Source organism: Terriglobia bacterium, from assembly GCA_020073495.1.
In the GTDB taxonomy this organism is placed as follows: Bacteria; Acidobacteriota; Terriglobia; order Terriglobales; family Acidobacteriaceae; genus JAIQFD01.
The window spans coordinates 788,716-800,853 of sequence record JAIQFD010000002.1; the positions used below are offsets into that span (position 1 = coordinate 788,716).

The window sequence follows — 12,138 nt, forward strand, 5'->3', positions numbered from 1 at the left end:
CGGAAAGGAAGTTATCGCCCCACGACTGCGAACACCGCTGTCGGCCCCAGCAGGAAGATTGCCCCGACCACGATCGAATACGCCGCCGCCAGGCCGGTCATCCACTGGAAGGCCCGCGGCCGCTGCGCCGACACCTTGACCACCCCGGCCGCCACCGCGCATATCAGCGTATTCATCGCAATCATCCCCACGATGAAGGTGCCCAGGCCGAGCAGGCCCTTGGCCATGCCGCCCAGGTTGACCGCCAGCAGGAAGAGAAGGATCTGGCTGGGTGTCTCCGCGCCCAGGCCGTGGATCACCCCCACCGCGAAGGCCGGCGCTTTCCCGATCCCGTCACGAAAAAGTCCGTACCGCTCCACCGGAGCTCTCCTGAATGCCTTGCGCACGCGCCACGCTGCCCACAACACCGCGTTCACCAGCAGCACGATCCTGGTCCGCGGCGCATGCGCATGCCCGGCTCGCGGGACGATTGCGGTCCACAGGACGTAGAAGCCGAGCGCCAGCAGCGTCACCCCGACCACGCGCTCCATCCACGCGTCCATCCCCGCCGGCAAGGACTTCTGCAACAGGATGACCGCGGTCCCCAGCGCCGCCACCGTCGCCGCGTGCCCGGCGGCATAGAGCAGGCCCATCTTCATCGCCTGCCGCGGGCTCTTCTCCACGCTGGCGATGTCGGTGATGGCCGCGACGTGGTCGTGATCGAAGCCGTGGCGGAATCCAAGCAACGCCGCCGAGATCAGCGCCAGATCCAACGCCAATGGGGTGGGGGCAGCCATCGCGCCTGATTTTCCTCCGCCAGATTGTACCCGCCCCGCTGCCTTTGCCCGGAATGAAAAAGGGAGACGCAGACACGTCTCCCTGTCTTGACTTGAGGCTGCGGACGCCGGCGCCTAGGCGGCGTAGAACTGGGCGTTGACCTCGATGAACTGCTTCTTGTCTTCCGGCACATCGTCGAGGGCAAAGATCGAATCCGAAGTGCAGACCCCCACGCACGCGCCGCAATCGATGCAGGTCGCCGGGTCCACGTACAACTGTGTCGCTTCCGCGAACTTCGGTTCGTCCTCTTTGGGGTGGATACAGTCGACCGGACACGCGTTTACGCACAGCGAGTCCTTGATACAACCATCGGTGATGACGTAGGCCATGAAAGCTGACTCCGTAAGATGGGTTTCGGGTGAAGCCATTCCTACGGTAGCGTCCGCCCGGACCTTGCTCGGTGACGCCCGTCACGTCAATTTGTGAGGTCCGACATATCGCAGCGTGAGCGTCCGGCTCCCTTCGTGCCTTCCTTCGCGGACCTTTGTGCCCTTTGTGTTGACCCTCTTCTTGACCCCGGCGATCTCGGCGATCCCGGCGATCCCCGGATCCCCCGATCTCTACTCCTTCCAATCCGCGATGAAGATGTTCGTCTCGTGGGGCCTCGACTGGTTCCGGTTCGACGACCACACCAGCTTCTTCCCGTCCGAGCTGAACATGGGAAACCCGTCGAACGCAGGATGATAGGTCACCCGCTCCAGCCCGTTGCCGTCTTCCTTGATCAGGTACAGGTCGAATTCCATGCTGTCCGGCTTGGCCATGTTCGACGCGAAGATGATCCGCTTCCCGTCCGGATGCCAGAACGGCGCGAAGTTCGACGCCCCGTTGTGCGTGACCTGGTGTTTTCCCGAGCCATCCGCTTTCATCACCCAGATCTCCAGGTTCCCCGGCTTGATCAGCCCCTCTTTGAGCAGCAGTTTGTACTCCTCGGCCTCCAGCGCGTTTCGCGGCCGCTGCGCCCGGTACACGATCTTCTTTCCGTCCGCCGACCAGAACGGCCCGCCGTCGTACCCCAGTTCGTTGGTCAGCCGCTTCACGTGTTTGCCGTCCGCATCCATGGTGTAGATGTCGAGGTCGCCGTCGCGCGTCGAGGTGAAGACGATGTGCTTGCCGTCGCGCGTGATCGTGGCCTCCGCGTCGTAGCCCGGCGAATCGGTCAGCCGCTTCAGGTCGCTTCCATTGCGCTTCGCGGTGTAGATGTCATAGCTGCTGTAGATCGGCCACACGTATCCGTGCGAATATTCCGGCCGCGCCGGACACTCCGCTCCCGCCGCCTCCGTGGACGAGAACAGCACCCGGTCGCCCTGAGGGAAGAAGTACGAGCACGTGGTCTTGCCCTTGCCGTCGCTCACCTGCTTCGGCGTCCCGCCGCGAGCTGGCATGATGTAGATGCGATCGCAGGGCACGCCTTCGCCCGCGTGCTGGAAGATCAGCCACTTGTTGTCCGCCGAGAAATACGCTTCCGCATTCTCCCCGCCGAACGTCAACTGCTTGACGTTCTTCAGGTGCTTCTCTTCCTCGGGCGTTGTGAGCTTATTTTGCTGCGCTGATATCTCGGCGCAGAACGCAATGATTGCAACCACGATGATCCAGGTTCGCATTCCTTCGTGTCCTTTGTGGTGAGATTTCGTTCGATGGCGGCGTTCCCGGCGATGGCGGCGTTCCCGGCGATGTCGGCGATCCCGGCGATTACTTTCTCTGCGCCAGCGTGACTTTCGCCTTCACCGGCTGCCCCTCCCGCAGCACCGTGACCTCCACTTCGTCTCCGATCTTGTGCTTGCGCAGTGCAAAGGTGAAATCGTAGAGGTTCTTGATCGGCATCTCGCCGAACTGCACCAGGATGTCGCCCGCCTTGAATCCCGCCTTGGCCGCCGGCGACCCCGGCGTCACGTCGGCGAATTTCACTCCGTTCGCGGTCTCGCCGAAATCCGGCACCGACCCGAACCACGGCCCATAGCCGCCCGCGCCCCCGCCCATCGGCGCCGACTCCATCTCCACCTTCACGAACTGCGGCCGCTCTGCCGCGTTGTCCACTCCGGTCGCGATCTCCTCGACCATGTCCACGACCTTCGCAGCCGCCTCGCTGTCGATCTTCTCCCACGTGTCCGACGGCTTGTGATAGTCCGAGTGCAGCCCCGAAAACACGAACAGAACCGGGATCCTCTTGGGCAGGAACGACGTGTGATCGCTGGCCGCGTATCCGCCCTGCGAGATCTCCGCCGTCAGCCCCTGGTCCTTCGCCGCTTTCTCCACCAGCGGCCGGAACGTGGACCCGGTGCCCACTCCGCCCACGTAGATCTTCAGGTTCTTCGGCCGCCCGATCATGTCCAGGTTGATCATCGCGACCGCTTTTTCCAGCGGGCGTGTCGGCTCCTTCACCCAGTCTGCGGATCCCAGCAGCCCGATCTCTTCTCCTGCGAACGACATGAACATCACGCCGCGCTCCAGCTTCCCTTTCTGCGGCGCCAGCAATCTTGCCAGCTCCAGCACGCCCGCCGTGCCCGACGCATTGTCATCCGCCCCCGGATGCAGCTTCCCGACCTGCGACGGCGCCAGCGAGCTTGCGTTCCCGTACCCCAGGTGGTCGTAGTGCGCCCCCAGGATCACGTACTCGTCCGTCTTCCCCGGCAGGTAGGCCAGGATATTGTTCACCGTCGCGTGCGTGCGCTCGATGTCCACCGCCAGCGTCGCCTGCACGCCGGGGGGAAACGCGAACGACTGCGGCTTGCCGTCCTTGTCGATCGCCCCCTGCACTTCGCTCAGCGACTTCCCCGCCGCCTTGAACCACTCGTCCGCGGCCGCGTTCTTTACCTGCACGATGGGGATGCCGGCATCCTCCGGCCCGGCCAGGCTGCCGAAGCGCACCAGCGCGTCTTCTTCCTTGGGATCGAGTTTGCCGTTCACCAGCAGCACCGCCTTGGCGCCGTGCATCTTGGCGTTGATTGCCTTGGTGATCAGGTGCGAGTGCTGCGTCTTGCCCTGCCCCCCGCTCTTCTGCCCGAACAGCGTCGGCTCGTAGCGCAGCACCACCACGATCCTGTCCTTCACGTCGAAGTGCATGTAATCGTCGTAGCCGAACTCGTCCGCCGACGCCCCGTAGCCCGCGAACACCAGCGGCCCGCTCACCGTCCCCACCGACGAGAAGCTCAGCGGGATGTAATCCTGCTCCAGCTTGAGCGGCCATTCCTTTCCGTTCTCTTTCACCACCAGGTGGTTCTTGCCCTTGAGCTTCGCGCCCGTCGTGACCGTGAAGGGCTGCCGATAGCTGCCGTCCACCCCCGCCGGTTCCAGCCCCAGCCGCTTGAATTCCTTCTCGATGTACTTGGCCGCGCGCGACAGTCCCTTCGTCCCGTCGCCCCGCCCTTCCATCTTCGCCTCGGTCAGCACCTTCACGTCTTCGATGTAGCGTTTGGGGCTTGCCTGCTCCCCCGCCCACGCGGCCGACAGCAGAAGAAGAATGAGTGGAATGACCAGGCGGACGATGCGCGGGCGACGGGGCCGCAATGCCATCCGCCGCTCCCCGTTTCCGGCTCTTTCAGGCCAGGGACTTGCGACCAAAGACCAACGACCAGCTATGAGGGCCATGACTTCCTCGGGCAACCCGCCATCCTAGGTTCCCCGCTGGTCGAAGTCAAAGCGATCTGCTCACGCACGGAAGGGGAGGTGTTTACTGGCGTCATCCTGAGCGAGGCTGCGCCCTGCGCAGCCGAGTCGAAGGACCCCTATGCCCGCAAGAAAGCCGCGACCTCAGTCGCGGCCTCTGCCTACCAACTACCAGCTACTAGCTACTTGTAGATCGTGTACTGCTCCTGCGGCATCTTAAGCTTGATCACGAACTCCTGCTCCGGCTGGTTGACCTCGTAATCCTCGCCGAAGGTCTGAAACCCATGCGCGATCACCTGCACCCGCATCTTCCCGTACGGGATCGACGGGATCATCGCCCGCCCCTCGCTGTCGGTCTTGGTTTGCAATCCGCCCTTGCCCTGCTTGCCTTTCTTGTCCACCGTGTGCAGGATCACGCTCGCGCTTCGTACCGGCTTCCCGTTGTGCTGCTTCAGCACCACGAACTTCAGGTTCGACGTCTTTTCTTCCGCCCCCGCCGCTATGGCCAGCAACGCCACTAAGAAAATACTGACTCCCGTTTTCCGCATGGCCTGATTGTAGCTCGTGTAAACACAACGGGCGCGACTCTCGTCGCGCCCGCTTTCATTTGTCATCCTGAGCGAGATCCCGTAGGGATGAGCGTGAGGATCTACAGCCCGCGTCTCGAAGCGAGCCCCACGCCAGTGGGGCGATGCCGGCGCCGACTACTGCGGCGCCCGTTTCAGCGTCGGCCGCTGCTCATCGTCACTGCTGGTCGGAGCGTTGCTGCCCGTATCCGTCTGCGGACGAGTCGTTCCCGACGCATCCGATCCCGACCGCCGCTTCAGTGTCGGACGCTGGTCGTCGTCGCTGCCGCTTTTGTCTCCGCTGCTGCCGGCGGTGTCCGTCTGGGCCGTGTCCACCTTCTCGGAGCCCGGCCGCTGCCGCAGCGTCGGTCGCGCCTCGTTCCCGTTGTTGATGCGGTGCGCATTGATGATCCCCGACAGCCGCGCCTTCACTTCGTCGAACTCGCTGGTCGTCACCACGTATTGCGGACGGTCCGGCAGATATTTCGCGATTTCTTCCTGCGCCGCCTTCACCCGCGCTGCCGTCATCGGATGCGTCGAGAACGTCCTGGCCAGGAAGCCGTGCTTCTTCTTTTCATTCGCTTCCAGCCTCTCGAAGAACTGCACGAACGCCTCCGGGTCATATCCCGACGCGTACTGGTACTCCAGCCCCAGCAGGTCCGCCTCGCGCTCCGCGCTCCGGCTGAATTTCAGGAAGCTGAGCGGCACCGCCAGTCCGGCTACCGACCGCACCGCATATCCCGCCGCCCCGCCCACGAAGATCAGCGGGATTGACGCCAGGTTCAGGATCTCGCCTTTGGTCGCATTCCGGGTTGCGTGCCGCGCCGCCACGTGCGCAATCTCGTGCGCCATCACCCCGGCCAGCTCGGCTTCGTTGTCCGCCGCCAGGATCAGTCCCGAGTCCACGTAGAAGAAGCCCCCCGGCAGCGCGAACGCGTTCACCGTGTCGTCGTCGATCACCTTGATGGTGAACGGAACCTTTGCATCCGAGTTGCGCACGATGTTCTGCCCGATCCGGTTCACATATTCCGTCACTTCCGGATCGGTGACGAACTTCGAGTACTGGTCCACCTGGGCCGCCAGTTGCCGACCCAGAGCGACTTCCCGTTCCAGCGAGTAGAAGTTCACCCCGCCGCCGACGTTCCGGTTCCCGATCTTGCCCACGTCGTACTTGTCGGCGACTTGCTTGGCTGGCTCCGCGGCCTTGCTGGTGGAAGGCGCCGCCGCCCCATCCGTCCCGGTGACGTTCTGCCCCCACCCCGGAGCCACCCACACCACCACCGCCAGCGCCATCCCAGCGACTCTCATCCCCGTCTTATTCCGGAAAATCATGGCCGTTCCCCACTCCAGGCCCAGGGCACAGAAGCCCCATCCTGCTCCCGATGCCGTGGATTGGCAACTCTCTTCTGACAAACTTAGACCAGAACCTCTCGCCCCGCATCTTTACCCTTCAATGCTTCGAGATTTCCCCCGCAACCTCTCCCCGCCCTCTTCCTTGCCCTCCCCCTCCCCCACCTCCTTGACAACCGCCAACCGTGTCCTTAGAATTAGCACTCGTTAGGCCGGAGTGCTAATAGTCCGCTCCCGGCTGACTATTCAAGGGGTTGCAAGGCCTGGTTTTCATCGGACGATCCGTCCGGAACACATTGAAGAACAATACGATAGACACAATTACGAAAGGAGTAGGCGAATGGCTACGAAGTTGACTCCCCTGCACGACCGCATCCTGTTACGGCGCATCGAGGAGGGCGAAACGGTCCGCGGCGGCATCATCATCCCCGACACGGCCAAAGAGAAGCCGCAGGAGGGCGAGGTGATCTCCGTGGGCAAAGGCAAGATCAACGAGGAAGGCAAGGTCCGCCCGCTCGATGTGAAAGCAGGCGACCGCATCCTGTTCGGCAAGTACGCCGGCACCGAGATCAAGATCGACAACGAGGAGTTCCTGATCATCCGCGAAGAAGAAGTGCTCGGCATCCTGTCCGGCGCGAGCAAGCCGGCGGAAAAGGTCGGGGCAAAGCGTTAGAGCAGGTCCCTCACGGATACCTTGGGCTGAAGCCCAAGGCTACCAGCCGTTCGGGATGACACAAGTTTGGATTTTCTAACGAGATTTGAAGGAGAGAGGAAGCTATGGCGAAGCAAATCATTCAAGGGGAGGAGAGCCGGCAGGCGATCCTCCGCGGCGTAAACATACTGGCGGACGCCGTCAAGGTCACGCTGGGCCCCAAGGGGCGCAACGTGGTCATCGAAAAGAAGTTCGGCTCCCCGACCATCACCAAGGACGGGGTCACCGTGGCCAAGGAGATCGAACTGAAAGATCCATTGGAGAACATGGGGGCGCAGATGGTACGCGAGGTCGCGTCCAAGACCTCCGACGTGGCCGGCGACGGCACCACCACCGCCACCGTGCTGGCGCAGGCCATCTACCGCGAAGGCGTGAAGACGGTCGCGGCCGGGGCCAATCCCATGGCGCTGAAGCGCGGCATCGAGAAGGCCATCGCCGTGGTCAACGGCAAGCTGGATAAGGAAGGCAACCGCGGCAAGGGCGCGCTCGACGAGTTCTCCAAGCCGGTCACCGGCGAGATGATCGCCCAGGTGGGCACCATCTCGGCCAACAACGACGAGACCATCGGCCGCATCATCGCAGAAGCCATGAAGAAGGTGGGCAAGGACGGGGTCATCACCGTGGAAGAGTCCAAGACCATGGAGACCCAGTTGGAAGTGGTCGAGGGCATGCAGTTCGACCGCGGCTACCTGTCGCCCTACTTCGTCACCGATCCGGAGCGCATGGAAGCGGTCATCGAGGACGCCTACATCCTGATCTACGAAAAGAAGATCAGCTCGATGAAGGACCTGCTGCCGCTGCTGGAGCAGATCGCCAAGTCGGGCAAGCCGCTGCTGATCGTGGCGGAAGACGTGGAGGGCGAGGCGCTGGCCACCCTGGTGGTCAACAAGCTGCGTGGCACGCTGGCGACCGTGGCCGTCAAGGCGCCGGGCTTCGGCGACCGCCGCAAGGCCATGCTCCAGGACATCGCCATCATCACCGGTGGCAAGGCCATCACCGAGGACCTGGGCATCAAGATCGAGAACATCCAGCTCCAGGACCTGGGCCGGGCCAAGAAGATCACCATCGACAAGGACAACACCACCATCGTCGAAGGCAAGGGCAAATCCAGTGACATCGAGGGCCGGGTGAAGGAGATCCGCGGCCAGATCGACAAGACCACCAGCGACTACGACCGTGAGAAGCTCCAGGAGCGCCTGGCGAAACTCGTGGGCGGCGTGGCGGTGATCAAGGTCGGCGCGGCCACCGAGACCGAGATGAAGGAGAAGAAGGCGCGCGTCGAGGATGCGATGCATGCTACCCGCGCGGCGGTCGAAGAAGGCATCGTGCCTGGCGGCGGAGTCGCCCTGGCGCGCTGCATCCCGGCGGTGGACAAGCTGGCGAAGTCGCTGGACGCTGAGGAGAAGATCGGCGCCGACATCGTCAAGCGCGCGCTGGAAGAGCCCCTGCGCCAGATCGTCGGCAACGCCGGCGAAGAAGGCGCCATCGTGGTGGGCAAGGTGCGCGAGAACAACAACCCGAACTTCGGCTACAACGCGCAGACTGGCGGGTTCGAGGACCTGGTCAAGGCCGGCGTCATCGACCCCACCAAGGTCACCCGCACCGCTCTGCAGAACGCCAGCTCGATCGCAGCCCTGATGCTGACGACCGAAGCCCTGGTCTCGGAGATCCCGGAAAAGAGGGAAGCTCCGATGCCCGGCGGCCACGGCCACGGCATGGAAGGGATGTACTGACGGCGCCTGGCGGGCGTGAGTGAGCGAGCCTGGCTCGCGAACGAGAGCCCGCCGCCGTCATCCTGAGCCAGGGCGCAAGCCCGAGTCGAAGGATCTCTACGAGAACCAAGCCCCGCGGAAACGCGGGGCTTTTTCTCTGATTGCGAACCCCTAGTGTCATCCCGAGGGCTTTTTAAGCCCGAGGGACCTGCTTTATCTGAAAACCCACCACGGCGACACGGAGCGCACTAGAGAAGCACGTGTGGGACAGGCGCCCTCGGCTGTCTCACTTGTAGCCCGCTCGCCCTCGAGCGGGCCAAGCTCAAAGGCCCGGCGCAAGCCGGGCCCTTCTTTTCGGTGGAAGAGCGGGCCTTCAGGCCCGCGTACCGATGCCTGTGGATTGTGGCTTTAGCCACGGTGGGCAAGGATCGGTATCGAGGACATGCGCAGCCGACGAGTACGGATACCCATCCGCTGTCAACGCGATTCCCGCTCGCACCGGATTCATCCGGACGTACTCCGCATGATGCTCGTAGTCGGCCGTGTCCTTGATGCGATGCTCCGTGAAGCTCTGCTGCCACACCTCCCGGCGATAGCCGAGTTCCTTCTTTATGCGAAACGAAAATCCGCCTTTGATGAATTGAACGGCCTTTTCCAGGGAGATGTCCGGCGCGGGAGTGAGCAAGACGTGAACGTGGTCCCGCATGATGACAAACTCATGCAAAAGAAAGCGCCCTTTGCCCTGGCTCTCACGCAAAACGTCCATCAGCAGGCGCGCGCTCTCGTCGACGCCAAAGAGCGGCTGACGCTGGTAACAATTTGTCGTAACAAAGAAGGTTCGCTGTTCTTGTGGCGCAGGAGGTTTCATGGACCGGGCCTGAAGGCCGGATTCATTCTAGACCTTGACGCGGGCCTAAAGGCCCGCTCTTCCACCGCTAAAGAGAGCACGCTTAAGCTTTAGCCCCGGCCCGCTGCGGCGCTCGTCGTGGGCGTACGGATATTGATTTGGTACTGAATCCGCTTCGTCTGACTCAAGGCCTTAAGTTCTTTCCAACTCACGAGGCAGTGGGGCGCAGAGTCCTTGTGCAAGGACACGAGGCACAGGAAATACTTCCCTTCCAGCACCCGCAACAACATTTCCTCGTTCTCTGTCATCCCGAAAAAGAACCCCTGCGGCAACTTCGGAAGGCACTTATCGGTTGTCTTTGTTTCAATGAGGTCGAAGTCCTTCGCAGAGCGAACGTCGTAAAACTTAGGCACGTGCAGCCGAATCGCGTCGAACGCCTGTTTGAAACTTCTGCTTACCCCTAACAACTCGAGGAGGCGGTCTTTCTCTGCGGAATTCGGTCTGTAGAAACCCGGAATGGACTTCGCCAGAATCTCGAGCCCACGTTTCTCACGACCGCGATTAGCTACATGGTCCGGCATTGATCTCGCGATCAATAACATGGCGATCTCTTTAGATCAAGATCGTTCTGCACTAAGCTGATTTCCATGGCGACAAAAACAACAGATGGATTCTTGGCCGAACTGCTTCCTGGCAGGCTAATAAAGTTGGAAGGACAAGAAGCATCGGTGGCTCTAGCGGCGATTGGCGAACTACTTCGATATCCCACGGCGGAGATGACACGCAAAGATGGTGGGCCGGAACACGTCATGGCTCTCAAGCGGATTTACAAGAAACTCCTTGCTGGCAAGAACCTGTACGGGATTACCTACCGTGCGACCGCCAGCGGTCACTATTTGGACCAGCACCACGAGGCTGTGCTGACACCCGAACAAGCGGAAAAAACGAAGAAGGGAATTCTGGCTCTGGAGGAGCAAGACGTAATCGTGCGCGGCTACGGATGGGACGTTTCTGCCAGCGAGTGCATTGGGCTATTCGACCTTCGCCGGATGTGCCTCAACTATGCGGGTACTCGCGCCGAGTTAACTGACGACAACCTCAGATGAAAAAGCGATACATCGTCCACTACGCAACGAACGACCCATTTTCGCAATACGTTCAAGTGGCTCGCCTCACGACTGCCCAGAGGGAGCGATTGGAGAAACGGTTCGAGCGCATGGAAAAGGAAGGCACAATCCACAGCCATGCAATTGGACTTTTGGACACTGAAGAATTCAGCTACCAGCATCTCGTCGAGGAACTTAGCGGCACTGTCACAACTCGACGCGACGCCCGTCACCTGTCAAGACGTGCGCCGCTCACAATCCGGGTCTAAGCGCCTGAATCGGCGGCAAATATATCGTCGGGGAAGGTGGTACTTTCAGGGTGCCTGATGTGCCATACTGGAAGTAGGAAGAAGTGTACAGACGGGCCGAAAGGCCCGTTTTCATTTGCAATTTGTGATTTGAAATTGGTGATTTGAAAACCTAAAGACCTAAGAGGCGCGCTCAAGGGCGCGCCTTTTGTTTTGCTGCCCGCTTCAGTGGGCAGTGACCGGTGGTCAAAAAAGCAGGTCCCCTTCGGCTTGCCTCAGGGCAGGCTCTCACGCATAAATGCGTTCGGGATGACATTCGTTTGAGGTGAAGGGACGATGAAAGGCGGAAGGATGTGGGAGTGGGTGTGGTGGCGGAGGTTGGAGCGGGAATATCGGGAGAAGAGGCAGCGAGAGGATGACCAGAAGCGAGAAGAGCGGCGGGAGAGGGCGCGTCGGCGGACTCCGCACGAGGCGGAGTTGGAGGCGCGCAAGTACGATTCCTGGACGACTGAGCAGTTGCTGGCCGAGGCGGAGCGGCTGTGGGGCGTGGACTTCCATCTGGAAGAGTACGGAATGGCGCGGCCAAAGGAGATTGGACTGAAGGTGGTAGTGGAGATAGGGGGAGAGCGATGCGCGGCTAAGGAATTTCCAGTAGGGGTCCTTCGACTCGGCTCCGCAGAGCGGAGCCTCGCTCAGGATGACACCACAAGAACAGCCGGCCGAGGGCGGCCGGGGTACAAGCGCGATGTGCTGGCGGAGTTGCTGGTTATCGTGCTCACGGGAAAGAGAAAGTAGCAGGTAGCTAGTAGCTGGTAGGTAGGAAAGGCAGGAATTGGTAGGGTGCCATTCGACTTCGCTCAGGGCGGTCGTTAGCAAAACCTCGCGGAAGCACAAGGCTTCTTCTTTTCGGTGGAAGAGCGGGCCTTTAGGCCCGCGTACCGGCCCCTGAGGGTTGTGGCTTTAGCCACGGTGGGCAAGGATCGGTATCGAGGACATGCGCAGCCGACGAGTACGGATACCCATCCGCTGTCAACGCGATTCCCGCTCGCACCGGATTCATCCGGACGTACTCCGCATGATGCTCGTAGTCGGCCGTGTCCTTGATGCGATGCTCCGTGAAGCTCTGCTGCCACACCTCCCGGCGATAGCCGAGTTCCTTCTTTATGCGAAACGAAAAT

12 protein-coding genes and 1 pseudogene are annotated in these 12,138 nt (G+C 61.7%); 4 read left to right on the forward strand and 9 right to left on the reverse strand.

Annotation, left to right across the window (positions count from 1 at the left end):
* Positions 1 to 11: 11 nt before the first annotated feature.
* The 6 genes from LAN37_07350 to LAN37_07375 form a co-directional block, all read right to left on the reverse strand.
* Positions 12 to 776: a hypothetical protein gene (locus tag LAN37_07350; protein ID MBZ5647024.1), complete on the reverse strand. Its 765-nt coding sequence runs from the start codon at positions 774 to 776 to the stop codon at positions 12 to 14.
* Between the two features lie 114 nt (positions 777 to 890).
* Positions 891 to 1,145: a 4Fe-4S binding protein gene (locus LAN37_07355; protein MBZ5647025.1), complete on the reverse strand. Its 255-nt coding sequence runs from the start codon at positions 1,143 to 1,145 to the stop codon at positions 891 to 893.
* Between the two features lie 231 nt (positions 1,146 to 1,376).
* A complete protein-coding gene (locus LAN37_07360; protein ID MBZ5647026.1) occupies positions 1,377 to 2,417 on the reverse strand; it encodes a hypothetical protein in 1,041 nt (346 codons plus the stop codon).
* A gap of 88 nt (positions 2,418 to 2,505) precedes the next feature.
* A complete protein-coding gene (locus LAN37_07365) occupies positions 2,506 to 4,326 on the reverse strand; it encodes a M20/M25/M40 family metallo-hydrolase (GenBank protein ID MBZ5647027.1) in 1,821 nt (606 codons plus the stop codon).
* A gap of 275 nt (positions 4,327 to 4,601) precedes the next feature.
* Positions 4,602 to 4,967, reverse strand: a complete 366-nt coding sequence (locus tag LAN37_07370; protein MBZ5647028.1) for a carboxypeptidase-like regulatory domain-containing protein — start codon at positions 4,965 to 4,967, stop codon at positions 4,602 to 4,604.
* A gap of 156 nt (positions 4,968 to 5,123) precedes the next feature.
* On the reverse strand, positions 5,124 to 6,293 hold the full coding sequence (locus LAN37_07375) for a M48 family metalloprotease (protein ID MBZ5647029.1): 1,170 nt from the start codon (positions 6,291 to 6,293) through the stop codon (positions 5,124 to 5,126).
* A 382-nt stretch (positions 6,294 to 6,675) separates the two neighbouring features.
* Between LAN37_07375 and LAN37_07380 the strand changes: the two genes are divergently transcribed.
* Positions 6,676 to 7,008, forward strand: a complete 333-nt coding sequence (locus LAN37_07380) for a co-chaperone GroES (protein MBZ5647030.1) — start codon at positions 6,676 to 6,678, stop codon at positions 7,006 to 7,008.
* 104 nt (positions 7,009 to 7,112) lie between these two features.
* Positions 7,113 to 8,780, forward strand: a complete 1,668-nt coding sequence (gene groL / locus LAN37_07385) for a chaperonin GroEL (GenBank protein MBZ5647031.1) — start codon at positions 7,113 to 7,115, stop codon at positions 8,778 to 8,780.
* Positions 8,781 to 9,204: 424 nt separating this feature from the next.
* Here groL and LAN37_07390 read toward each other — a convergent pair.
* Positions 9,205 to 9,627: pseudogene (locus tag LAN37_07390) on the reverse strand (transposase).
* An 89-nt stretch (positions 9,628 to 9,716) separates the two neighbouring features.
* Positions 9,717 to 10,208 carry a hypothetical protein gene (locus LAN37_07395; GenBank protein ID MBZ5647032.1) on the reverse strand — a complete coding sequence of 164 codons (492 nt, stop codon included), beginning with the start codon at positions 10,206 to 10,208 and terminating at the stop codon, positions 9,717 to 9,719.
* A gap of 45 nt (positions 10,209 to 10,253) precedes the next feature.
* Here LAN37_07395 and LAN37_07400 point away from each other — a divergent pair, with 45 nt between their 5' ends.
* Together LAN37_07400 and LAN37_07405 are read left to right on the forward strand one after the other, a co-directional pair.
* Complete coding sequence (locus LAN37_07400; protein ID MBZ5647033.1) at positions 10,254 to 10,712, forward strand: hypothetical protein; 459 nt, start codon at positions 10,254 to 10,256, stop codon at positions 10,710 to 10,712.
* Between the two features lie 584 nt (positions 10,713 to 11,296).
* A complete protein-coding gene (locus LAN37_07405) occupies positions 11,297 to 11,755 on the forward strand; it encodes a hypothetical protein (GenBank protein MBZ5647034.1) in 459 nt (152 codons plus the stop codon).
* 130 nt (positions 11,756 to 11,885) lie between these two features.
* On the opposite strand, the gene LAN37_07410 is transcribed toward LAN37_07405, so the two are convergent.
* Positions 11,886 to 12,138: hypothetical protein (locus tag LAN37_07410; GenBank protein ID MBZ5647035.1), on the reverse strand; the 253-nt coding region annotated here is incomplete at its 5' end.